This window comes from Neobacillus sp. NPDC093127 (assembly GCF_044754175.1).
GTDB lineage: Bacteria > Bacillota > Bacilli > Bacillales > Cytobacillaceae > Neobacillus.
The window spans coordinates 122,971-147,864 of record NZ_JBIVOP010000010.1; the positions used below are offsets into that span (position 1 = coordinate 122,971).

Annotated in this window: 21 protein-coding genes and 1 other annotated feature; of the genes, 15 read left to right on the forward strand and 6 right to left on the reverse strand. The window is 40.2% G+C overall.

What is annotated here, in order from left to right; translation table 11 throughout:
- The first annotated feature begins 162 nt into the window (after positions 1 to 162).
- The 5 genes from ACIQCO_RS15270 (at position 163) to ccpA (ending at position 4,148) form a co-directional block, all read left to right on the forward strand.
- Positions 163 to 624, forward strand: coding sequence for a DUF948 domain-containing protein (locus ACIQCO_RS15270; protein WP_400430000.1), 462 nt, complete (start codon positions 163 to 165; stop codon positions 622 to 624).
- 24 nt (positions 625 to 648) lie between these two features.
- Positions 649 to 1,143, forward strand: coding sequence for a YtxH domain-containing protein (locus ACIQCO_RS15275; RefSeq protein WP_400430001.1), 495 nt, complete (start codon positions 649 to 651; stop codon positions 1,141 to 1,143).
- Positions 1,144 to 1,223: 80 nt separating this feature from the next.
- A complete protein-coding gene (gene ytxJ, locus ACIQCO_RS15280; RefSeq protein ID WP_400430003.1) occupies positions 1,224 to 1,556 on the forward strand; it encodes a bacillithiol system redox-active protein YtxJ in 333 nt (110 codons plus the stop codon).
- A gap of 286 nt (positions 1,557 to 1,842) precedes the next feature.
- The gene (locus ACIQCO_RS15285; RefSeq protein ID WP_400430005.1) at positions 1,843 to 2,919 is read left to right on the forward strand and encodes a bifunctional 3-deoxy-7-phosphoheptulonate synthase/chorismate mutase; all 1,077 of its coding nucleotides are present in this window, start codon (positions 1,843 to 1,845) and stop codon (positions 2,917 to 2,919) included.
- Between the two features lie 230 nt (positions 2,920 to 3,149).
- Positions 3,150 to 4,148: a catabolite control protein A gene (gene ccpA, locus ACIQCO_RS15290; RefSeq protein ID WP_400430007.1), complete on the forward strand. Its 999-nt coding sequence runs from the start codon at positions 3,150 to 3,152 to the stop codon at positions 4,146 to 4,148.
- A gap of 74 nt (positions 4,149 to 4,222) precedes the next feature.
- On the opposite strand, the gene ACIQCO_RS15295 is transcribed toward ccpA, so the two are convergent.
- Genes ACIQCO_RS15295 through ACIQCO_RS15305 form a run of 3 tightly spaced genes read right to left on the reverse strand, consistent with a single transcriptional unit; the run spans position 4,223 to position 6,718 of the window.
- A complete protein-coding gene (locus ACIQCO_RS15295; protein WP_400430009.1) occupies positions 4,223 to 5,395 on the reverse strand; it encodes an acetoin utilization protein AcuC in 1,173 nt (390 codons plus the stop codon).
- Entirely contained in the window at positions 5,392 to 6,039 is a 648-nt protein-coding gene (locus ACIQCO_RS15300) for an acetoin utilization AcuB family protein (protein ID WP_400430011.1), read from the reverse strand. Before ACIQCO_RS15300 ends, ACIQCO_RS15295 begins: the two co-directional genes overlap by 4 nt.
- A gap of 46 nt (positions 6,040 to 6,085) precedes the next feature.
- Positions 6,086 to 6,718 (reverse strand): N-acetyltransferase, encoded by a 633-nt coding sequence (locus ACIQCO_RS15305; protein ID WP_400430012.1) that lies wholly within the window; start codon positions 6,716 to 6,718, stop codon positions 6,086 to 6,088.
- 216 nt (positions 6,719 to 6,934) lie between these two features.
- On the opposite strand from ACIQCO_RS15305, the gene acsA reads away from it, so the two are divergent.
- Positions 6,935 to 8,653, forward strand: coding sequence for an acetate--CoA ligase (gene acsA / locus ACIQCO_RS15310; protein WP_400430014.1), 1,719 nt, complete (start codon positions 6,935 to 6,937; stop codon positions 8,651 to 8,653).
- A 48-nt stretch (positions 8,654 to 8,701) separates the two neighbouring features.
- Here the strand turns inward: acsA and ACIQCO_RS15315 are convergent, their stop codons facing one another.
- The gene (locus tag ACIQCO_RS15315; protein ID WP_400430016.1) at positions 8,702 to 11,518 is read right to left on the reverse strand and encodes a transglycosylase domain-containing protein; all 2,817 of its coding nucleotides are present in this window, start codon (positions 11,516 to 11,518) and stop codon (positions 8,702 to 8,704) included.
- Between the two features lie 113 nt (positions 11,519 to 11,631).
- Positions 11,632 to 11,853, forward strand: a binding site (T-box leader).
- Between the two features lie 42 nt (positions 11,854 to 11,895).
- On the opposite strand from ACIQCO_RS15315, the gene tyrS reads away from it, so the two are divergent.
- A complete protein-coding gene (gene tyrS / locus ACIQCO_RS15320) occupies positions 11,896 to 13,149 on the forward strand; it encodes a tyrosine--tRNA ligase (RefSeq protein ID WP_400430018.1) in 1,254 nt (417 codons plus the stop codon).
- 95 nt (positions 13,150 to 13,244) lie between these two features.
- On the opposite strand, the gene rpsD is transcribed toward tyrS, so the two are convergent.
- Positions 13,245 to 13,847, reverse strand: a complete 603-nt coding sequence (rpsD, locus tag ACIQCO_RS15325) for a 30S ribosomal protein S4 (protein WP_400430020.1) — start codon at positions 13,845 to 13,847, stop codon at positions 13,245 to 13,247.
- A 402-nt stretch (positions 13,848 to 14,249) separates the two neighbouring features.
- On the opposite strand from rpsD, the gene ACIQCO_RS15330 reads away from it, so the two are divergent.
- On the forward strand, positions 14,250 to 15,644 hold the full coding sequence (locus ACIQCO_RS15330) for a sensor domain-containing diguanylate cyclase (protein WP_400430022.1): 1,395 nt from the start codon (positions 14,250 to 14,252) through the stop codon (positions 15,642 to 15,644).
- A 94-nt stretch (positions 15,645 to 15,738) separates the two neighbouring features.
- Complete coding sequence (megL, locus tag ACIQCO_RS15335; RefSeq protein ID WP_400430024.1) at positions 15,739 to 16,923, forward strand: methionine gamma-lyase; 1,185 nt, start codon at positions 15,739 to 15,741, stop codon at positions 16,921 to 16,923.
- Positions 16,924 to 16,952: 29 nt separating this feature from the next.
- On the opposite strand, the gene ACIQCO_RS15340 is transcribed toward megL, so the two are convergent.
- Positions 16,953 to 17,435: a GAF domain-containing protein gene (locus tag ACIQCO_RS15340; RefSeq protein WP_400430025.1), complete on the reverse strand. Its 483-nt coding sequence runs from the start codon at positions 17,433 to 17,435 to the stop codon at positions 16,953 to 16,955.
- 155 nt (positions 17,436 to 17,590) lie between these two features.
- On the opposite strand from ACIQCO_RS15340, the gene refZ reads away from it, so the two are divergent.
- The 6 genes from refZ to mbcS all read left to right on the forward strand — a co-directional run bounded on the left by refZ (position 17,591) and on the right by mbcS (position 24,864).
- Positions 17,591 to 18,223, forward strand: coding sequence for a forespore capture DNA-binding protein RefZ (refZ, locus tag ACIQCO_RS15345; protein ID WP_400430026.1), 633 nt, complete (start codon positions 17,591 to 17,593; stop codon positions 18,221 to 18,223).
- Positions 18,224 to 18,443: 220 nt separating this feature from the next.
- Positions 18,444 to 20,132: a septation ring formation regulator EzrA gene (gene ezrA, locus ACIQCO_RS15350; RefSeq protein ID WP_400430027.1), complete on the forward strand. Its 1,689-nt coding sequence runs from the start codon at positions 18,444 to 18,446 to the stop codon at positions 20,130 to 20,132.
- Positions 20,133 to 20,245: 113 nt separating this feature from the next.
- Positions 20,246 to 21,388: a cysteine desulfurase family protein gene (locus tag ACIQCO_RS15355; protein ID WP_400430028.1), complete on the forward strand. Its 1,143-nt coding sequence runs from the start codon at positions 20,246 to 20,248 to the stop codon at positions 21,386 to 21,388.
- A complete protein-coding gene (gene thiI / locus ACIQCO_RS15360; protein WP_400430030.1) occupies positions 21,389 to 22,594 on the forward strand; it encodes a tRNA uracil 4-sulfurtransferase ThiI in 1,206 nt (401 codons plus the stop codon).
- A 291-nt stretch (positions 22,595 to 22,885) separates the two neighbouring features.
- Complete coding sequence (locus ACIQCO_RS15365) at positions 22,886 to 23,089, forward strand: alpha/beta-type small acid-soluble spore protein (RefSeq protein WP_024030749.1); 204 nt, start codon at positions 22,886 to 22,888, stop codon at positions 23,087 to 23,089.
- Positions 23,090 to 23,277: 188 nt separating this feature from the next.
- Complete coding sequence (gene mbcS, locus ACIQCO_RS15370) at positions 23,278 to 24,864, forward strand: acyl-CoA synthetase MbcS (RefSeq protein WP_400430032.1); 1,587 nt, start codon at positions 23,278 to 23,280, stop codon at positions 24,862 to 24,864.
- Positions 24,865 to 24,894: the final 30 nt, after the last annotated feature.

The window sequence follows — 24,894 nt, forward strand, 5'->3', positions numbered from 1 at the left end:
ATCCTTTTACTGTAACCATAAATCAAACTTCAGAGTGAATTTTTTAACACAAAAGGCAGGAAAACGAGACAAAGATAGGGAACTATTATAAGATAATTAGTGAGGTTTATATCCATCTAGGATGGGTAATACATAATGATAGAATTAAGGCGGGGGTGCATGATGCAAATTATTTTATACTTAAGTGTAGCCTTGATTGCGATTGCGTTTTTAGTGCTTGTTATTTACTTAGCAAAAACGCTTAAATCACTTCAGGGTACACTGACAAGCGTTTCGAAAACATTAACAGGATTAGAAAAACAACTGGATGGTGTGACAAGTGAAACAACGTTGCTGCTGCAAAAAACAAACGCACTAGCTGAAGATATTCAGCATAAATCCGAAAGTTTAAATAGTGTGGTTGACGCGGTAAAGGACGTTGGGACAACAGTCTCTAAATTTAATGGCACGCTTAAGAACATTACGAATTCAGTTGATAAGCAGGTTGATGAAAACAAAGAGAAAATCTCGCAAATTGTTCAATGGAGTAATGTCCTGCTTGAACTAAAGGATAACTGGCAGGCTAGAAAAGAAGCGAAAAATAAAATAAGCCCAGCTGAGGGCATGAAGGTAAGATCACATTAGAGGTTTCAAGGAGGTTAATAATTGATGGCTAAAAGAGAATATGAATCACGTGAAACGAATCAAGCTCGGAATGAGGGATCTTCGAATAGCTTTTTACTAGGAGCCCTCATTGGCGGTGTTGCCGGGGCTGCTGCAGCGCTGTTTTTGGCGCCTAAAACAGGAAAAGAGCTTCGAAATGCAGTAACAAATCAAGCTGGTTCTTTAATGGATAAAACGATTGAATTGCGGGGAAGCGTGAAGAACAAGAGCAATGAATTGGCCACGAAAACATCTTCTCTTTCCCAAGGGCTCGTCCAGCAATCCTCTGACCTATTAAAGAAAGTAACAGGAAGAACTAGCAGCCAAGATGAAACCGGGGAAGAAGCAGATTTAACCTTTATTCCGATTCATGAACCAAAAGAAAAGAAAGCCATCAAAAAAACCATTTCGATTGGGACATTAGACAGCTCGGAAATTAGAAAAAAGTTGGAGGAAGCCCAAAAAGCTTTTGACGCGGAAGAGAGTAAGGTAAAGCTTTAAAGGGAATTTATTTGTGATACAAACGGTGGAGTGATAAAATGACTTCACCGTTTATTTTTTATTTAATGGAGGTTGATGAGATGCTTAAGAAAGTGGAATCGGTTGAAGAATTTAAACAACTGGTAGATAAAGAAAGTAAATTTTTTCTTTTAAAACATAGTTTAACCTGTCCAATTAGCCATGCTGCGTATAAAGAGTATGAAAAATATGCTAATGAACACCAGGATATTCCAACGTATTTCTTAGCTGTTCAGGAAGCACGTCCTTTGTCTAACGAAATAGCGGAGAAATTCCAGATTAAGCATGAATCTCCGCAAGCGATTCTTTTTTCGGGCGGAGCACCATCATGGAATGCCTCCCACTGGAAAATAACGAATCGTGCATTGGTAAATGCCAGGATGGACACTCAATAAGACTGTACCCGTTGGCAAAGGAAAAAATTACAAGCAAATGATGCACAAATTAATAGTTTGTAACATAATTTAATTTAATAGACATAAAAATACTTTAATACTTAAAAGCGTTTAATTGTTAAAGAAAAAAAGGGTGACAAAGAAATATATTTCCGCTATAATAAAGCCTAATTAAAAAAATTATAAAATTTAAAAAAATTTGCTGGCAAGCTAATATCTCGTGATTATTGAATGTTACAAACTTTGGTATTAGACTGATTTGCAAATGAAAGGACGGGGACGATGGATGGGCAAAAATGATTTGGATCAACTAAGGGCGCGTGTCGATGAACTTAACTTGGAGCTGCTGAGGCTGATAAATGAAAGAGCAGGGCTCGTCCAAGAAATTGGACAAGTAAAAGGAAATCAAGGGGTTTACCGTTACGATCCAGTCCGTGAAAGAAAAATGCTAGAGGTTATTAAGGAGCATAATGATGGTCCGTTTGAAAATTCAACTATTGATCATATCTTTAAGGAAATTTTTAAAGCTGGCCTAGATTTGCAAAAGGATGACCATGAGAAAGCCTTACTTGTTTCAAGAAAGAAGAAGCCTGAAAATACAATTGTTACCCTAAAAGGTGACAATATTGGTGATGGAAAGCCGCATTTCGTTTTCGGTCCTTGCGCGGTAGAGTCATATGAGCAAGTGGCAACCGTTGCGACAGCAATGAAAGAAAAAGGCCTGAAGCTGCTTCGCGGCGGTGCTTACAAACCAAGGACTTCTCCGTATGATTTTCAAGGTCTTGGGGTAGAAGGATTAAAAATTCTAAAACGGGTAGCAGATGAATTCGATATGGCTGTTATTAGTGAAATCGTAAATCCTGCTGATATTGAAATGGCGGTTGACTATATCGACGTCATTCAAATCGGGGCACGGAATATGCAAAACTTTGAATTACTAAAAGCAGCCGGTGCTGTTAAGAAACCTGTGTTATTAAAAAGAGGTATTGCAGCAACAATCGAAGAATTCATCAATGCTGCTGAGTACATTATGGCACAAGGGAATGGACAAATCATTCTTTGTGAGCGCGGGATTAGAACATACGAGCGAGCAACAAGAAATACCCTTGATATTTCAGCAGTACCAATTTTAAAACAAGAAACACACTTGCCAGTCATGGTTGACGTAACCCATTCTACTGGAAGAAGAGATTTACTGCTGCCTGCAGCGAAAGCGGCGATTGCTATCGGAGCAGACGGAGTAATGGCCGAGGTTCATCCGGACCCTGCCGTAGCCCTTTCTGATGCCCAGCAGCAAATGGACCTGAACCAATTTGACAAATTCTATAATGAATTGCTCGCATCACACTTTGTTCGGATTTAAATAACAGTAGAAATCTTATTAAAACCCTTCTGCAGTCTTCATGCAGAAGGTTTTTTTAATAAAATATCGAGAAATTACGAAAAATGTTGACAAAGACAATTGCGGCTTTATTCTTCTTATCGTATGATTAAATACATATATCAGATTGTATATTTCCTCACAAATGAGTAGATTTATATTAGATGTTGTAAAATAAAGAAAACAATGTACGTTTTAGGAGAGTGTTATTAGTGAATATAACTATTTATGACGTTGCAAGAGAAGCCAATGTTTCCATGGCAACCGTTTCCCGTGTAGTAAACGGGAATCCAAATGTAAAACCAGTAACCCGCAAAAAAGTTTTAGAAGTCATCGAAAGGTTAGGCTACCGTCCGAATGCTGTTGCAAGGGGTTTGGCAAGTAAAAAAACGACAACTGTCGGTGTCATCATTCCAGATATCTCCAATATCTTTTTTGCTGAATTAGCCCGCGGGATTGAAGACATTGCCACGATGTATAAGTACAATATCATTTTGAGCAATTCCGATCAAAATAAGGAGAAGGAATTACATTTGCTTAATACGATGCTGGGGAAACAAGTGGATGGGCTTGTCTTCATGGGAGGAAATATTACTGCAGAACATGTGGAGGAGTTTGAAAAATCACCTGTGCCAATCGTTCTTGCCGGCTCAATTGAAGAATCGAATCAGATTCCTTCCGTAAATATTGATTATGAACAGGCTGTTTTTGATTCTGTTAAAGAATTCATCGAAAAGGGACATAAGAATATTGCCTTTGTTGTTGGGCCTCTTCATGAGCCGAAAAATGCCCTGAAAAAACTCAAAGGGTACCAAAGAGCATTGCAAGAAGCAGGGCTCCCTTATAATGAAGAGTTGGTTGTTGAAGGTGACTATACGTATGACTCTGGCATTGAAGCAGTGGAGAAATTACTTGAAGCACCAGAGAGACCAACGGCTATTTTAGTGGGTGCTGATGAAATGGCACTGGGAGTTGTCCATGGGGCGGAAGATAAAGGCTATAAAATTCCTGACGATTTTGAGGTTATCACTTCTGATAATACAAGGCTGTCGTTGATGGTACGACCGCAGCTGACAACTGTCGTTCAGCCGTTATATGATATTGGTGCCGTTGCCATGAGGCTGTTAACTAAATTAATGAATAAAGAGAAAACAAGTGAACATACTGTTGTTCTGCCTCACCGAATTGAACACCGTCAATCCACGAAGTAATGAGCAATGCAATGGAGACTCATCGAACGCGAAGTTAGATAATGAAAAGGGCTGCCAAACGTAATGGCAGCCCTTTAACTTGATTGACTTTTTTTCTGATTGCGAATCGGATACAGTGCTTTTTCAAGCGTAATTAAATTCTTCTCGGTTATCTCCGCTTTCCTAGGAATTGGGGGATATAAGTTATCAGGATCATCCCATTCCTTTGGCAATGGTACAGGTGATTCCTTTTGCCAGTAATCTACCCAATCAGCAGGTAAACTGCCATAACAATTGGAGTTTTCCGTCATTTCCAACCAAATGTGGGCCCAGGCTCTCGGCACAACCCTCCAAATATCATAACCGCCGCCTCCTACCGCAATCCATTTTCCACCACAATATTGATGGGCAATTTCATGGGCGAGCTTTGGAATTTCCCGGTAAATCTTCATCGTAGCTGATAAATGTGTTAAGGGATCATAGTAATGGGAATCGGCCCCATTTTGTGTCAAAATCACATCCGGCTTAAAAAACTCAGCTACTTCCTTAAGGGCTTGTGTGTAGGCATACAGCCACGATTCATCTTCAGTAAAGGCATCTACCGGAATATTAAAAGAATAGCCGTAGCCCAATCCCTGTCCTCTCTCATTGATATTTCCGGTTCCAGGAAATAAATATCTTCCAGTCTCATGAATCGACAGGGTACATACGTTAGGATCATCATAAAAGGACCATTGGACGCCATCACCATGGTGTGCGTCAGTATCGACATATAAAACACGGGCATGATATTTTTCTTGAAGATATTTAATTGCTACTGAACTATCATTGTATATGCAAAATCCTGAGGCTTTTCCGCGAAAACCGTGATGCAAACCGCCGCCAAGACTGAGGGCGTGCAGCGCCTTGCCAGTCATCACCTGATCGACAGCTGTCAGTGTGCCGCCAACTAATAAAGAGCTCGCCTCGTGCATATTAGTAAATACAGGAGTATCTTCTGTACCCAAGCCATAGTTCTCGGCAATTTCGTTTGGAAGCTGCCCATGTCCTGCTTTTTTAACTGCATCTATGTAGCTTGGATCATGAATAAGAGCAAGCTCTTCTTCTGTTGCCATTCTTGGCGCAATAATATGTTCTGAATCTAATCCACGAATTTTAGTTAATAAGTCTACTGTTAGTTTGAGCCGGTATTGATTGAAAGGATGATGACTGCTGAATTTATAACTCAGCAGTTCTTCTGAATAAATAAAGGCTGCGCGATCTTTCATATAGAAATCCCCGGCAGATTTGGCCATAAGACATGATGACCAGCCATTTTAAGTTCATGAATTAATCCCGTGGGATTCATTAATTGGACTCTAATGACAAGGATTTTATATTGCTCATCGTGTTTATCCGGGTATACCAGCACACTAAGAATATTTGCTTTTCGCTTGCGAATGATATCAGCAATATTACTGAGAACACCGGAGATATTAGGAACCCTTAGTTCGATTTGAGAACCCGGCTGATGGGCGCCTGTTAACTCGACCATGGTTCGCAGTAAATCTGTTTCAGTAATAATACCGACTAATTTCTTATCCTTTATGATTGGAATGGCGCTGATTTTTTGCTCGTAAAAAACTGCGGCAATTTCCTCAACAAAATCAAGTGGATGTCCGGTGATGACATTGCGCTCCATAATCACTTCAAGCGGTTTTTTCAAATCATCCGGATTGTCATTCGTCCGAAAAGTCGATGGTGTTGCCTCTTTTAATCGGGAAATGGTGACAAGACCGACTAAATTATTTTCATCATTAACGATGGGAATATGGCGGATATTATTGGTTTCCATTGCTTGGATAGCATCTGCAATGGAGTTTGTCGGTTGTAAGGTTACCACATCTGTATTCATAATTTCTTCTACAATCATTAGGAAATCCCCCTAATTATAAAAATTTCAGGCGAAATAAACTGAATTAATACATGAACCGATTCATAAAGCGGAGCCGGTCAAATTTTTGCACGGTTTCGAGATCAATGCGTTTCCCAATTCGGGCCATTAGGCAGTTAGCCGGATGTGAGCATATTTCGGGATCATCTGTTGCATACCATTCTAAACCGCCTGCGTTCATCATTTTTTCCATGATTTTGCGATATTCCCAGACATTTAATTTGGTGTTTTTTAAATCCCAATGCCAATAATACTCGGTTGTGATGATAAGATAATCCTCCATCGCATCATCCATCATCGATACGATTAATAGATTCTTTCCGACAGCGCAGCCCCGGAATTCTGGGATTACCTCAATGGCTCCAAGTTCGATTAAATTATCCATTTTTCCTTCAGACCAGCGCTCTAGCGGGTCTGGGTAAAGGTAGGTTACATAACCAACGATGGTATGCCGGTTTCGTGCGATAATAATCCTGCCTTCTTCTAGTTTCGCAATCCCTATTAAGGCCTGATGCTGCTGGGCAGGGGAGCGAAATGCGACAAGATCTTCATGAAATTCATAGCCTGCTAGTTTATCTGAAGAAATAGGTCCTTCAATGATTAAGTTCCCATGAGGAGTTTTTAATTGTTTAGCATTATAAGTCTTTTTGTGTTCCATACGGTCACCTACCCGGTAAGATCGTTTGTATTTCAATTCTATTATACATAAAAACAAAAAGAAAAAGTTGACTTTACCAAATTTTCAGTGTTGTTAAAAATATTGACAAATAGAAAAGGGAAAATATTAAAATAATTACAAGTGTATTTTTAAAATTGTGAATAGTTACTATTTGTACTATAATAATCTCATATTCTTCAAGAGGGGGAGATTGGAATGAAAGTGGAAGCGTTGCCAGTTGTGCAGGGGGAACATAATTTACGTAATTATGATGAGACGTACAATCAATTCGACTGGAAAGAAACCGAGAAGGCATTCTCTTGGAGTGAAACAGGGCTTGTTAATTTGGCCTATGAGGCGATTGACCGCCACGCTCAAACCTTCCGAAAAAATAAGGTTGCCTTATACTATCGTGATGCAACAAGAAATGAAAAGTACACCTTTAAGGAAATGAAGGATCTTTCAAACAAAGCTGGGAATGTGTTAAAAAATTATGGTGATGTAGAAAAAGGTGACCGAGTTTTTATTTTCATGCCGCGTTCTCCAGAGCTTTACTTTACAGTTTTGGGAGCGATTAAGCTTGGAGCCATTGTCGGCCCATTATTTGAGGCCTTTATGGAAGGGGCTGTCAGAGATCGTCTGCAAGACAGTGAAGCTAAAGTATTAGTTACGACCCCGGAATTGCTGGACCGTGTTCCAGTAAATGAATTACCGGCATTAAAGCATATTTTCCTAGTCGGAAAAAATGTCGATGAAGAGGGCCCTTATATTAATTTCTTGAATAAATTTAGTGAGGCAAGTAAGGATTTACGAATTGAATGGGTGGACCGGACAGATGGTCTGATTCTGCATTATACCTCTGGTTCTACAGGGAAACCAAAAGGAGTACTGCATGTACATAATGCAATGATTCAGCATTATCAAACAGCAAAATGGGTCCTGGATTTAAAAGAGGAAGATGTTTACTGGTGTACGGCCGATCCAGGCTGGGTTACCGGGACTTCCTATGGAATATTCGGCCCTTGGTTAACGGGAACCTCAAATGTGATTATTGGCGGACGCTTTAGTCCTGAAGCCTGGTATCAAATGATTGAGGATTTTGGGATCACGGTTTGGTATAGTGCTCCGACCGCTTTCAGGATGTTAATGGGTGCAGGTGACGAGGTTGTTAAGAAATTCGATTTAAGCAGCCTCAGGCATGTGCTGAGTGTTGGCGAACCATTGAATCCGGAAGTAGTGAAATGGGGAGCAAAGGTATTTAATAAACGGATTCATGATAACTGGTGGATGACTGAAACAGGTGCCCAGCTGATTAGTAACTATCCTTGCTTGGAAATTAAGCCAGGTTCGATGGGGAAACCAATTCCAGGAGTGGAAGCTGCTATTGTCGATAATCAAGGGAATGAACTCCCGCCATATCGAATGGGGAACCTTGCAATCAAAAAAGGCTGGCCATCGATGATGAATGCGATATGGAATAATCCGGAGAAATATGAATCCTACTTTATGCCAAATGACTGGTATGTCTCCGGTGATTCCGCCTATATGGATGAGGACGGGTACTTCTGGTTCCAAGGACGGGTTGATGATGTCATCATGACGTCCGGTGAGCGTGTTGGACCATTTGAAGTAGAAAGCAAGCTTGTTGAGCATCCCGCTGTTGCAGAGGCTGGCGTTATCGGAAAGCCGGACCCGGTCCGCGGAGAAATCATCAAAGCCTTTATTGCCCTGAGGGATGGATATGAACAGTCAGATGAACTGAAAGAGGAAATCAGGCAATTTGTTAAAAAGGGTCTTGCAGCCCATGCAGCGCCGAGGGAAATTGATTTCCGCGACAAACTGCCGAAGACGAGAAGCGGTAAAATTATGCGCCGCGTCTTGAAGGCTTGGGAGCTAAATTTACCAGCAGGTGACCTTTCCACATTGGAGGATTAATTAACAATTAAAACCGCACCGGTCAAATGATCGGTGCGGTTTTTAGTATTATGGTGTTGTTACAGGTATTTCAGTTTTTTCAGGCGCAGGTATGGCAGCTCCGACCTCAACAAGATTAGATGGAGCGGATTCGTTACCAGCGATATCTACGGCTGTTACATAATAAACACCGTTTCCGGCATTATATGAAAGGCTCGAACCATTGATTACACTCGCGACTTTAGTTGAAAACACATTCCCTTGGTAGACTCTGTAGCCCACAATATCATTATCCGAGGCTGCTGACCAAGTTAATTTATTTCCTGAGGCTGTTAATCGGACACTATTAGGCTTCTTCCCATTGTCGACCATTTTGGCGTCAGGAACCAGAATTTTCCCCCAACGATCTCTCTCAGGAATAAGCTGTCTAGTATTTTTGAAATTCTTTCCAACCATTCGAGTAATAAAGTCCGGATTTAAGATAAGACCAAACTGGGCAAACTCATTTGGCGTAGAATCTAACGCTAAATATCTTTTGCCGCCAATCGTGACAAACTTTCCTTCAATCAAGCTATCATCAATTTTCGTTGGAACATCTTTCACATTAAAGTAATCACTTTCGATTAAGCCGGCCTTTGAACACGCAGCGGATGGCAGCATGCCTGAAACAGCACAATAGGAGCGTTTTACGATTCCTTCAGGCATGGTAAATGACTCTTTTGGGGCCACTAAATCCGGCCTGATTTTATAAGCTGCATTCATTAATTCAGCCCAAAGGTTATTTGTGCGCTGGCTGTAGGACAGCACTCCTTTTGACTGCAGCGATTTTGGCGTATCGTAACCAGTCCAAATTCCAAAGGTAACGTTAGGGTTTGTCGCAACGAACCAGGAATCAGTATATTCATTACCTGTCCCTGTTTTCCCTGCCCAATCAGCTTTAAAGTTCAATTTACCATTAATCCCTGCGGCAGTACCCATTTTAATAACATCGCGCATCATATCTAGCGTGATATAAGCTGTTTGCGGTTTGAAAACATCCACTGGCTTCACTTCATGTTGATAGATAACCATGCCGTTTTTATCAACAATTTTATCAATTAAATAGGCATCAATAAATTTCCCATTGTTTGCAAAGGTACTAAAGGCATTCGTATTCTCTTCAATGGTAACACCCTTCCCTAACGAACCAATGGCAGCTGAAAGGTTTGTAAAATCATCTTTTAGAAGAGATGTAAATCCCATTTTTTCTAGGTATTTTGCCGGTTGTTGATCAACTATATCCTTGTATAATTTTACTGCCGGCACGTTATAGGATTTTGCAAGCGCATAGCGTGCAGAAACTAAGCCGCTATAACCTCCACTGTAATTTCGCGGCCATGGTTTACTTCTACTGGGATCCAAATATAATTCAACATTTGGCAGCGGTGTTCCCGGTGCCGCTTTACCTAATTCAACCGCAGGGCCATAGACAAGAAGCGGTTTCATCGTGGATGCATTTGGCCTGTAAGCACTAGTTGCATGATTAAGCTGCTGTTTGTTGTAATCCCTTCCGGCAACAAAGCTAATAATCTTCCCGGTCTTATTTTCGATTAGTTCTGCTCCAACCTCCACAGGCTCCATAATCGTTTTCTTTTCTCCAGTTTCCGGGTCTTCCACTTCCTGAGGTTTATCTGCTCCATAATATTTATAATTGTCTTTTACCTGCTGCATGACATCGTAAATATCTTTATCAATTGTCGTATGAATTTGGTAGCCGTTTTGATGCAAATTATGGTTAGCTAACGTTTTGTACTTGTAATAAAGATTATCATCATTTTTTAAGTCTTTTTCTGTATAGCCGTCCTTTTGAGCTAACACGGCAGTCATCGTCTCGATGGCACGCTTTTCGATTTCAACCGTCAGCCAAGGGTATTTTTCAAGTGGATTTGCAACCGGCTCGATAAAGTCCTTGGTGATATCATAGGCAGAGGCATCGGCGTACTGCTTCTCGTTTATATACCCGCCGTCAAACATTCGCTTTAATACTGTTTTCATCCGGCTAAGTCCTGGTTCAAGATTGTTCTTAATTGTTCCCTCTCTTGTAAAAGGGGTATAGCCAAATGGACTTTGCGGCAGCCCAGCGATGAAAGCTGATTGTGCCAAGTTTAATTCACTTGCTTTCTTGCCGAAAATCCCTTTAGCCGCCGTTTGTACACCGGCAATGTTTCGTCCGGATGAGTTTCTTCCAAAGGTTGAAACATTCAAGTAAGCTTCAAGAATTTCTTTTTTGTCAAAAAACTTCTCTAACCTGAGGGCAAGTAATATTTCATTGGCTTTCCTTTGAAATGAAACCTCATTAGTTAGAATTTGGTTTTTTATTAATTGCTGTGTTAAGGTACTGCCGCCTGTTTGGACAGAAGAGTTAGATACTTCCTGGAAAACGGCGCGAAAAACAGCTTTTGGGACAACGCCATTATGCTTGTAAAAGTATTCATCTTCGGTAGCGACAACAGCGTTTATCAAATCCTTCGATACTTGATCAACCGTCACTTCTTCGCGTTCAAGATCGGTTCTAAGTTTACCAAGATAGACATTATTAGAAAAATATAATTCCGATGTTTCTGTGTAATTATAAATATCCTTTTTCATACTCTCGTATGAGCGAACTGGCTCATCCTTTACAAGCGAGGCGAAATAGCCGGCCCCAACCCCTGCAGCGAATGAGCCTCCAATAATGACAACGGTCAATATAAGGAGAAATAAGTTCCAAACAACTTGATATGTGATTCGTGCACTTTTCACCGTTTTTTTATGGGTAAACAAGTTAAGTGCGGATTTCGCTTTTTCCAACCAAGCTTGTAATTTTTCATTATTCAAAAGCATCACCTCTTTTAAAATCACATCCATTATAGCATACAGATGGCGAAATAATTGACAAACTTCTACATTTTTCTGAAATTTCCAGTTCGGGTTTGACAGTAAGAAGAAAATATGATAAAAAAACTATAAGTTAATTTTATATTAAAGCTGTGAAGGGAACCAATTGTAGTTCTTCTATCCCTGTTTAAAGAGAGCCTGGCGGTGGTGGGAGCCGGCACATATAGAAGAGTGAATTACCTCCTTGAGCTTTCTCTGTGAATTTTATTATTAGTAACGGAGAACGGTGATAACCGTTATTTTTTTCGAGTTGGAGGACTTTTTTCCTCAAGCTGGGTGGTACCGCGTAAAATTACGTCCCTGCATATTGCAGGGGCGTTTTTATTTTGTAGTTGGAGGGATTTAGAATGGATTTATTAGAGGATTTAGCATGGAGAGGGATTATTTACCAACAATCAGATGAAGCAGGTTTGAAAGAGCTATTAGGTAACGAAAAAATTTCATTATATTGCGGAGCCGATCCGACGGCGGACAGTTTACACATCGGACACCTGGTTCCGTTTTTAACACTGAGAAGATTTCAACAGCATGGTCACCGTCCCATCGTATTAGTCGGCGGTGCAACAGGGTTAATTGGCGATCCTAGTGGAAAGAGCGAAGAGCGTAACCTTCAAACATTAGAGAAGGTACAAGAAAATGTCGCCGGCATCCAAAAACAGTTAGCGGCTATTTTTGAGTTTGAGGGTGAAAATGGCGCTACAATGGTGAATAACTACGATTGGGCCGGGTCGATGGATATTGTTACTTTTTTACGTGACATCGGCAAGCATATCGGGGTTAATTACATGCTCGCTAAAGACACGATTGCCTCAAGGCTTGAAACAGGTATCTCGTTTACTGAATTCACCTATACGATTTTACAGGCAATGGATTTTAATCATTTGTACCAACACCACAATTGTAAACTGCAAATTGGCGGCAGTGACCAATGGGGTAACATTACTTCTGGGTTAGAATTAATTCGGAAAATGCAGCCGGAAGGGGCAAAGGCATACGCTTTAACAATTCCGCTCGTGACAAAAGCGGATGGGACAAAATTTGGCAAGACAGAAGGCGGCGCTGTTTGGCTCGACCCTGAAAAAACTACACCATATGAGTTCTATCAGTTCTGGATTAATACAGCCGATGCTGATGTTATCAAATACTTAAAGTTTTTCACGTTCCTTTCTCATGAGGAAATCGAGAAATTGGAAACAGCTGTTGCGGAAGAACCGCATCTCCGTAAAGCTCAAAAGGCATTAGCGGAAGAGATGACTCGCCTTATCCATGGCGAGGACTCATTAGAGCAGGCGATTAAGATTTCGCAAGCATTATTTAGCGGTGATGTTAGCAGTCTTTCTGCTGCTGAGATTGAACAAGGCTTTAAAGATGTGCCAGCCTATGAGTCAGCTGCTGAGGAAAACTTGGTCGACCTTTTAGTTGCCGCAAAAATTTCCCCATCCAAGCGCCAGGCGCGTGAAGACATTAGCAATGGAGCGGTTACTGTAAATGGAGAGAAAGTAACGGACACCAGCTACGCCTTGGTGGAATCCGATAAAATCGAGGGACAGTTTACCATCATTAGAAGAGGCAAGAAGAAATATACTTTAATAAAATATTAAATAATCAGAGCTTTGGATTCCCAAAGCTCTTTTTTATAGAACTTCTTTAATACAAAAACCCCCGTGCCAAATTGGAACGGGGGTTTTGTGAAAGATTAACGTGAGTAGAACTCAACGATGAATGTTTCGTTAATTTCAGCAGCAAGTTCAGAACGCTCTGGTAAGCGAGTGAACGTACCTTCTAATTTGTCAGCATCGAATGTTACATAATCAGGAATGTAGTTCGTTACTTCGATTGCTTCTTTGATCACATCAAGGTTACGTGATTTTTCACGAACGCTGATTGTTTGACCAGGAGCTACACGGTATGATGGGATATCTACGCGAGAACCATCAACTAAAATGTGACCGTGGTTAACTAATTGACGAGCTGCACGACGAGTGCGAGCAAGACCTAAACGGTAAACAAGGTTGTCAAGACGTGATTCAAGAAGAATCATGAAGTTTTCACCGTGAACGCCGCCCATTTTGCCAGCTTTAACAAAAAGATTGCGGAATTGACGCTCATTAACTCCGTACATGTGACGAAGTTTTTGCTTTTCTTGCAATTGCAATCCGTATTCAGAAAGCTTTTTGCGTTGGTTTGGACCATGTTGTCCAGGAGCGTAAGGACGCTTTTCTAATTCTTTACCTGTGCCGCTTAGAGAGATTCCAAGACGACGGGAAATTTTCCAGCTTGAGCCAGTATAACGAGCCATGAATGACTCCTCCTTCGTGTTTTTATTTTGGTAAAATAAAAACCGTTAAGAAACACAATAACAGTCATTTTGTTTTCATGCACCATCGCCCTAGCAGCGGAGGGTTACTCGATGCACCATCACAAAAGTGTGAGGAACAAAATGAAACAATTAAGTTTATTCTTATAGGCTGCAATATTTTACACAAAGAGTATTATATAATTTTTATTCCCATTAAGTCAAGTATAATTTTGCTTTCATCACGAATGTCCTAGTGCTTAAAAAATAAATAGAAAAAATTAATAAATTATTCAAAAAAACCTTCCAAATGTATGCCAATATTAACTATAATTGGATTGTGATGTATATATCTGGAAGCGACGCTCGAAAAATTGAATGGATGCTTTTAAAGGAGATTTAATTTTGGAAGAAAACAAATATAAAAAATTATTTCAAATAACCGAAAAACTTCATTCGACCCTGGATGTGAATACTCTGTTAGGTGAATTATTCGTTATTCTTCAAGAAGTATATCCTGACTTTTCGTATTACTTACTTCTTTCACAGGATACTCACAGCCACAATGACCTACCGATAATTGACCTTGACTATGATAGTGAAAATATGACAGCCATTAATGCTTATGTATCGGGGAAAATCCAATTTGAAAAATCTATTGTTGCCAATCATGCCATTCTTTATGCCCCATTAAAAGGAGGGCGGGGGGTATATGGAGTATTGCAGATAATCGCGCCAAATACTCCTCAGTTTCCCGATTATGAAACCGAATTCATTACTTTATTAGCTAGGTGTGCGGGAAGCGCATTAGAAAATGCCCAGCTTTATCAACAGTCAAGGAAAGCCATATCTGATTTGCAATTAATTAACGAAACCTCGCGCCGCTTAAATTCTAACCTGCGGCTGACCGAGACGATGACGTTTATGTCGGAACAAATCATGACTTCGTTTGATGCGGAAGAAGTTGGTTTTTTTCTATTTTCTGATGATCAAGAAAAGGTGAAAGTACTCTCAGGCTCCACTCCCTATTTTTTTACAAAACAGGCTAGGAGCTATATTGACTACATAAAGGAAAAGATTCAAAAAGGAAGTGGTCCGCTGTTTATTGGAGATTTAAACCTTCCTACTATAACGAGCTTTCATTCTATAATGGCAGTACCAATGATTCAGAGACAGAAATTAAAAGGGTTTTCGATTATTATGCATCAACTACCTTATTTCTTCTCATTCCAGACATTTAAACTGCTTCAATCACTATTACATCATTCATCATTAGCACTTACCAATTCTCTGCTTCGAGAGGAATTGGAAACATTGGTCATCACGGACCATCTTACAAAGCTTCATTCCCGGAAGTTTTTGGATGAAAAAATCCAGCGTTCGATGAAAATGGATGAAGAAGGTACCTTTATTCTCATCGATATCGATAATTTCAAAGAAATCAATGATACCTATGGACATCAAATTGGCGATAAAGTGCTAATTCAGTTAGCCGATTTAATTAAAAGGAATATTCACGGGCGGGATATAGGTGCCAGGTGGGGCGGGGAAGAACTGGCCATTTACCTTCCTATGGTCCCTTTATACACCGGAACAGCAATCGCAGAGAGATTAGTTGAAAAGGTTTCAGAAAGCACGAACCCGCATATTACGGTTTCATGTGGTGTTTCTTATTGGAATAAAGAGCAGCTTGATTCTTATCAAAATTTATTTAAAAGAGCTGATGAAGCTTTGTATATCGCCAAAGAAACAGGAAAGAACAAGGTTATTATCCAAGGTGACAATATTACTGTAGTCTAGGCACCCATGATTACGGGTGCCCTAACGGTATACTGGTAACCGTCATAATGTATAATTAATTTTGATAGCGCTTATAAAAATGGAGGGGTCCACATTGGAGAAAAAGAAATCGCGGTTTGAGACGGAAGCTATTCATGCAGGCTATTCTAACGATGAACACCAAGGGAGCTTAGTTCCCCCTTTGTATCAAACATCCACGTTTACCTTTGCAAATGCTGAACAAGGGGAGAGAAGGTTTGCCGGAAAGGAAGAGGGCTTTATTTATTCCCGCTTGGGAAATCCAACGGTGAAAATACTTGAAGACAAGATAGCCGTTCTTGAAAAAGGAGAAGCAGCGTTAGCTTTTTCGTCAGGGATGGCTGCTGTAAGTGCGGTATTGGTGGCATTAACGAAAACGGGCGATCATATCCTTTGTTCTCAAGGAGTTTATGGATGTACATTTGGGCTGATGGAACTGCTAAAGGAGAAATATGGAATTGGACACGATTTTTCGCTGATGGATTCAGTGGAAACATTAGAAAATGATATTTTGCCTAATACGGCTTGTATTTATATCGAAACGCCAATAAATCCAACTATGAAGCTTGTTGACTTGGAGATGGTTGCAAGGATAGCGAATGAAAAGGGGATACCTGTTGTTGTCGATAACACTTTCTGTTCTCCGTATTTACAGACGCCTCTCGATTTAGGCTGCGATATTGTTATTCATAGCGCGACAAAGTATATATGCGGCCATGGCGATGTCATTGCCGGGCTGGTGGTCGGAAACAAGGAATTTATTGGACAGGTGTCCCGAACGACACAAAAGGACATTGGCGGCATTATCTCACCGTTTGATGCCTGGCTTTTGCTAAGAGGAATAAAAACACTTCCAGTCCGGATGGACCGCCATTCAGCAAATGCAGTTCGTCTGTTTGAATTTTTGAAAAATCACGCAAAGGTTGACTCCATCTATTTTCCTGGGGATCCCGAACACGTGGATTATGAAACTATGAAAAAACAAATGAAACAATCAAGCGGTCTCATTTCTTTTACCATAAAAGGAACAAAGGAAACAGCGCAAATGTTTATGAATCACTTACAATTGATAAAAATTGCGGTTAGCCTTGGCGATGCTGAGACATTGATTCAGCACCCAGCTACCATGACCCATGCAGTTGTACCGGAGGAAGAACGGAGAAAAATGGGGATTGAGAATACCCTGCTCCGTCTCTCAGTAGGCCTTGAAGCATGGGAAGATATCAAAGAAGACCTAGAGCAAGCATTTGATAAAATTTAAAGAAAAACTCGCCAATCGGCGAGTTTTCTTTATAAGTGTTCAACAAGGACAGCTGCGAATTCTTCGAGCTTTTGTTGGTCTAGTTCATCGAAGCGGTTTGTTTCTGGTGAATCGATATCTAATACACCAATTAATTGGCCGTCTTTCACAAGCGGAATGACTATTTCGGATTGAGAGGCAGAGTCACAAGCAATATGGCCTGGAAACTGATTTACATCTTCAACACGAATGGTTTCCTGCTTCAAGGCAGCGGTACCGCACACACCCTTGCCAACAGGAATGCGGATGCAGGCAGGAAGACCTTGAAATGGCCCCAGCACAAGTTCTCCATTTGTATCTATTAGATAGAATCCGACCCAGTTAACACGATCAAGAAATTGATTCAACAGGGCAGATGCATTACTTAGGTTAGCAATTTGGTTTTTCTCGTCATGAAGAAGAGCACGCAATTGCTTTATAACGAGTTCATAATTTTCTTCACGGTTTCCAGTATACATTTCGACGTTAAACATGAAATTTCTCCTTTTTTTCTTATACTTTATAATATATTTTATCAGAAATAGAAGAAAATGAGCAGACTTTGTCGATATTTTCATAAAGGAATCAGCAAGGACGTAAAGAATCATTATGTAAGGGGATAATGGGAAGACCTGAAGGGGGATAAATAATGAATAAAAATGCAAAAGAAGCAATAGTTAAGGCCGCTATTTCGTTGTTTAATTCAAATGGGTATTCGGGTACGTCGATTAGGGATATTGCAAGTTTAGCAAATGTAAATCCAGCAGCCATTGCCTACCATTTCAAGAATAAAACAGGACTCTTAGAATATTGCTTTATGCATTTTTTTGAACAGTACATCAGCAAAATTGAAGATGCTTACGCTTTCATTGATAGAGGTGCAAAAGAATGTTTAAAGCGGATTGCAGCAGATTTGCTCTTTTATCAAAGTGAACATAATCAGTTAACCAGTTTTGTGTATCGGGAGATGTCGATAGAATCACAAGTTGTCAGAGAAATCATGTCGACGTATTCGTTGAAGGAAAAGTACTATTTTCAGAAAATATTTGAAAGGGGTTTTGAATGGAATGAATTCCGTCCACATTCCATTCCCTATTTAATTATCCAGCTAAAAGGCCTGTTGATGATGCCATTTATGAATACGAGTTATATGAGAGAGGTCTTGTACGTTTTTCCAAATGAGCCGTTCTTTCAGCAAAAATATTTAAAAGAAATTCACTTATGGATTGATAAAACTCTCTGCTCGGATGTGCCTATAAAAAAGGGAGCGGTTGTAAAATAGCGATATTCGCTATTTTTTTTTGCCGAAATGTGCCTAATTTTAAATTAAATTAGGACTTGAAACATCCATTTATTTTATTTTACAAAAAAATTGAAAATTATAGTCAAAAATTGTCGTTTACATGGTATCATAAAAGCATTGAATCGAAAATTAACGTATTAATATAAATAGATGAAATCATATAACAGAATCAATGTTTTTGGATATAGGGGGCTTACAAGTGATTTATTATTTCATTGGATTTTTCATCCTCGTACTTGCCTTATTTGTATTGGGATATTTAATAAAGAAGAAATACTTTAAAGAAATGGACCGGTTGGAAGCGTGGAAAATCGATTTATTGAACCGCCCGGTACTCGATGAAATGTCAAAAGTGAAGCAGTTAAATATGACTGGCCAAACGGAAGAACTTTTCGAAAGTTGGCGCAATCAATGGGACGATGTTGTTACCGTCCAGCTTCCTGATTTAGAAGAGATGCTTTTTGATGCAGAAGAGTACATAGATCGGTATCGATTCAAAAAAGCAAAGGGTGTTCAACAGGCAATTCAAGCAAAACTACAGGAAACAGAGGAACATATCAAGAAGATATTGGAAGAGATACATGAGCTCGTTGGCAGTGAAGAAAAAAATAGGGTTGAAATTGAGGAACTAAAAGACCTCTATCGAGAATCGAAAAAGATGCTCCTGGCCCACCGTCACAGCTTTGGCAATGCCGAAAAACACTTAGAAGTGCAGCTGAGTGATGCGGTCCAAAAATTCCAAGAATTTGATGAAAAAACCGAACTTGGTAACTACCTTGAAGCCCGTGAAGTTGTTTTACTGCTGCATAACCAGCTTGGAACGATTAAAAGCCATATGGATTTGATTCCACAGCTTTTAATTGAATGTCAATCCCTTCTTCCGAATCTGATGTCCGAATGTTTAGACGGACACCGTGAAATGACAGAACAGGAATATTACTTAGATCATATTAATGTGGCGAAGGAAATTGAGCGGTTGGAAGAAAAGCTTGCGGAGAATTTACGTTTAATTGAAGCAACAGAAATTGAAAAAGCGGAAGAAGGAATCCAAGAAGTAAAGCAAAGAATTGATATCCTTTTTGACCTCTTAGAAAAAGAAGTTCACGCTAAGCATTATGTAGTAAAGAATGAAAAGGCTGCCTATGAACTTCTAGCTGCTGCTCAGGAGGAAAATAAACTTCTTTCAGATGAAGTGGTCCATGTACAGGAAAGTTATCAGTTATCTGAAAGTGACTTTGAAACACAAAGGAATCTTGAAAAGGAACTTGGCACTGTTTATAAACACTATGATATTCTGGTTGAAAAGTTGAAAATGAATGCAACCGCTCAAAGCGTGATTGGCGAGGAATTAAGTGCCCTTAAAGATCAGCTGGATGTCATCCGTGAAGGGCAGCAGGATTTTGCACTAAAACTTCAAGCGCTTAGAAAAGATGAACTTGAAGCAAGGGAAAAGATTAATGAGCTTACAAAACAGGTGGGCGAAACGGTTCGTTTTGTTTCTAAAAGTAATGTGCCTGGATTGCCGGCCGATTATAAATATTTATTAGAGGATACAAATGAAAGTATTCAAAATGTTAGATTCCAGCTGGAAGAAAAGCCATTGAATATTTCTGCCCTTAATCAGTATTTAGAAATTGCCGAGTTAACGGTTGAAAAACTTGTTAATACTACCTATGAAATGATCGAGAATGTCACGCTTGCTGAGAAAGCCATTCAATATGGTAATCGGTATCGAAGACATTATCCATCCGTTGCAAAAGGATTATCAGAAGCAGAAATAGCATTTAGACAATATGATTATCAAGAAGCATTAGAACAAGTCGCCGCCTCATTAGAGGGCATCGACCCGGAAGCCTTGAAAAAAATAAAAGCAAGTATTGAAGCTTAATAACCAAAAGGAAACTCGCTGGATAACCAGCGAGTTTTTTTTACTTTTTCAATTCGACAGGTTTATGATAAGATTTATTTTTGAAAGTGCGTTTTTGTTGGAGGAGAGAAAAAATGATTTATTTCGATAATAGTGCAACGACTAAACCATATAAAGAAGTATTAGATTCATTTATGACGGTTTCTAGTGAATATTTTGGAAATCCCTCTTCACTCCATGGATTAGGGGGACAGGCCGAAAAGCTCCTTTCACAGGCGAGGGAACAAGTCGCCAAGCTGCTGGAAGTGAAACCGTCCGAGATTTATTTTACCTCCGGCGGCACAGAAGGGAATAATTTAGCCATAAAAGGTGCTGCATCGGTTAATAGGAATCGCGGCCGGCATTTGATTACATCAAGTGTGGAGCACCCATCGGTTAGGGCGGCAATGGAGCAGCTTGAGCAGGAAGGCTTCGAAATAACGTATTTACCTGTTGACGAGGCTGGAAGAATTTCAGCCGCTGACGTTGAAAAGGCAATCAGAAAAGAGACCATCTTAATTTCGATTATGCAGGTAAACAATGAAGTGGGAACAGTGCAGCCGATTGAAGAGGTTGGAAACATACTAAAAAAATACCCAGCAATTTTATTTCATGTCGATGCAGTTCAAGGCATAGGAAAAGTTCCCTTGTCTTTAACTGAAAATAGAGTAGATTTTTGTTCTATTTCCGGGCATAAATTTCATGGATTAAAAGGTACAGGTGCCTTGTATATTCGTGAAGGTGCAAGACTTGCTCCGTTATTTTCCGGGGGCAGTCAAGAACGGAAAATGCGGAGCGGTACCGAAAATGTCGCGGGAGCAGTTGCGCTGGCAAAAGCGCTTAGAATAACGATGGCAAAAAGTATAGCAGGTACCGCGAAAATGAAGAAAATCCAGAGCATGCTAAGAACAGGTTTGAATGGAATCGAAGGAATCAACATAAATACCCCAATTGAAGATGCAGCACCGCATATTTTAAATTTTTCACTAAATGGAATGAAGTCAGAGGTATTTATCCATGCACTTGAGCAGCGGGAGATCTTTGTCTCGACGACCAGTGCCTGTTCTTCAAAAAAGAAATCACCAAGTAAGACACTTCTCGAAATGGGTGTCCCAGAAAGTTCCGCTGAAAGTGCCGTCAGGATAAGTCTTTCCTTTGATAATACTGAAGCTGAAGCCGGGACCGTTATCGAGGCGATTGAAAAAACGGTAAACCAACTACGAAAGGTTATGAATTAAATGAACTATGACCGTATACTAATCCGCTATGGAGAAATATCAACAAAAGGCAGAAACCGCAATAAATTTGTGGAAAAGTTAAGAAAAAGTGTAAGAATCGCTCTTGCCCCCTTTCCGAAAATAAAAGTTGAGGCAAGCCGTGACCGGATGTATGTGTTATTAAATGGCGAAAATGGTATAGAAATCATCGGAAAATTACAGACTATATTTGGGATTCAGTCCTTCAGTCCGGCAATAAAGGTAGCTAGGGATGTGGAATCGTTAAAACAGGCCGCACTTCAATTAATTCAAAACCTCTATAAGGATGGGCAAACATTTAAAGTAACCACTAAAAGGTCCGATAAAACATATGAACTAGATACGGATGGTGTCAATCAAACGATTGGGGCACATTTGTTAAAGAATATTCCCGGCATAAAAGTTGATGTAAAAAATCCTGATATTAATTTGCGGGTTGAGGTCAGAAAGGAAGCCATTTATTTATCGTGCGAAACCATTCATGGTGCCGGCGGCCTTCCGATTGGCTCAAGCGGCAAAGCAATGCTCATGCTTTCCGGCGGCATTGATAGCCCGGTTGCTGGCTTTTTAGCAATGAAGCGGGGTGTAGAGATTGAAGCTGTTCATTTTTTCAGCCCGCCATTTACCAGTGAAAGATCTAAGGAAAAGGTTATTGATTTAACGAAGAAGCTGGCGGAAATTTATGGTTCAATCACTTTGCATATTGTACCCTTTACCGCTATTCAACAAGCCATTCGCGAACAAATCCCGGAAAATTATTCAATGACAACAACAAGAAGAATGATGCTGAGAATCACGGATGAAATTCGGAAGAATCGTGAAGGGCTTGCTATTATTACCGGGGAAAGTCTGGGGCAGGTGGCGAGTCAAACAATTGAAAGTATGTATGCAATAAATGAAGTGACCAATACGCCTGTTTTGCGTCCGTTGATTACGATGGACAAGACCGATATCATTAAGATTGCGCAGGACATTGATACGCTGGAAATATCTAACAGGCCTTTTGAGGATTGCTGTACCATCTTTGTTCCAGCCTCTCCAAAAACGAAACCGAAAAGAGAAAAAGTAAATCACTATGAAAGCTTTAATGATTTTGAACCAATGATCCAAAAAGCTGTCCAGGAAATTGAAACACTTGTGATTAAACCGGACACCGAAAAGCAATCAGAATTTAATGGGTTATTTTAATAGGTTGTGTTAAAGAATATTGTTGATTTTGATCACAATGTTGATTGGAGTGGAAGGCGCGAGACTCCTGCGGGAGCAGCGGGACAGGTGAGACCCCGCAGGCGCTTTAGCGCCGAGGAGGCTCACCGCACGCCCCGCGAACCGCTCGCGCCTGGAACGGAAATCAACATTCACTTTTAACACAGCCATAATAAAGCAAATTTTGAACTTTTTGTGAACAATTACCAGTTGTGAGATAGAATGAAGCTCGGCAATTCTACACATTCTATACTCACAAGGAGGTGATATCACATGGCAGGCAACAATTCAAATCAATTATTAGTTCCTGGTGTTGAACAAGCTCTTGACCAAATGAAATATGAAATTGCAAACGAATTTGGTGTAAATCTTGGAGCAGACACTACTTCACGCGCTAACGGTTCAGTTGGTGGTGAAATCACAAAGCGTTTAGTTCAAATGGCTGAGTCTCAATTAGGCGGCGGATTTTCTCGATAATAAAAAATAAATATAATGGCTACAGAGAGTGTGGAGGGTTTCCTCCCACTCTTTTTTGTTTTCGTTTTTAAAAAAGAGGTATATAATTAGCATCAGGTACTAGGAGTAAATAAAAATTAAATCATATTTTAAAATTTTTATTTAATTCTGTATAATTAAGCTAAAGAAAATAATTGAGGGGGAGAACCATGAAACGCGAAGAATTAATTGCACCTGAAAAGTATAATCTTGTTTCTGAAATGGAGCGTTTTGCTAAGGATCCGAAGAGAGTTGCATTAAAATGGGAAAATGAAGCAGGTGAAACAAAACAAGTTACATATGAGTATCTAATGAAGCAGGTAAACCAAGCGGGAAATGTTTTCTCCCAAAATGGTTTAAAAAGGGGCGATGTCGTTCTTATTATCGTTCCGCGTCTTATTGAAGCATATGTCGTTTATTTAGCAGCCTTAAAATCAGGAATGGTTGTAATACCAAGCTCAGAAATGTTAAGGGAAAAAGACTTGCAGTACCGGATAACTCACGGTGATGTTAAAGCAGTAATAAGTTATTTTCCATATGTTGATCAATTTGAACAAATTACCGAAACACAGCCTCTGATTAAATTTACGATTGGGGCAGAGGAAAAAGGCTGGATCCATTTGGATGCTGAAATGGAAAAGGCTAGTACCCAATTCGCGATTGCTGATACGCAAAGCGATGATATGGCCTTTTTATCCTATACTTCTGGAACAACAGGCAATCCAAAAGGTGTTGTCCACACACATGGCTGGGCCTTTGCTCATTTAAAAACAGCGGCACCTAAATGGCTTTGTATTGAAGATGGAGATACGGTTTGGGCAACAGCCGGCCCAGGGTGGCAAAAATGGATTTGGAGTCCATTCTTGTCCGTACTTGGCTCCGGAGGTACGGGCTTAGTCTACAACGGAAAATTTGACCCGAAAAAGTATTTAAGCCTGCTCCAAAAATACGATGTCAACGTCCTCTGCTGTACGCCAACGGAATACAGGTTAATGGCAAAGGTCGACAACCTAGATGAATATCAATTGCCAAACCTGCATAGCGCTGTATCTGCAGGTGAACCGCTTAATCGTGAAGTGATTGATATATTTAGGAAGTATTTTCATATCGATGTCCGTGACGGCTATGGGCAGACGGAAAATACCTTACTTGTCGGTGTAACTAAAGGGATGGAATTGAAATCGGGTTCAATGGGCAAACCGACACCTGGGAACAGAGTAGAAATAATTAACGAAGAAGGTCAGGTTTGTGCCGTCGGTGAAGTGGGTGATATTGCCGTCCATGTGGAAACACCAGCGTTATTCAAAAATTATTATAAGGACCCGGAAAGAACCTCGATGCAGTTCCGCGGTGATTATTATGTGACTGGCGATAAAGCCAAGATGGACGAGGATGGCTATTTCTGGTTTGAAGGCCGCAGTGATGATATTATTATCAGCTCCGGCTACACGATTGGACCGTTTGAAGTAGAGGATGCTTTAGTTAAACATCCGTTTGTAAAAGAATGTGCGGTTGTGGCCAGTCCTGATGAAGTCCGCGGCTTTATTGTTAAAGCATTTGTGGTCTTAAAGGAGGAAGTCGACTCCAGTAATCCTGACTTAACGAAAAACCTGCAGGATCATGTCAAGGCCCTTACAGCACCATATAAGTACCCAAGAAAAATCGAGTATTTGACCGAGCTCCCAAAAACAACTTCAGGGAAAATTCGCCGGATTGAACTGCGACAAAAAGAAATGCAATCTGCGAAACATGTATAATTTTAAAATGAAGGCAGGCGGTTTTACCGT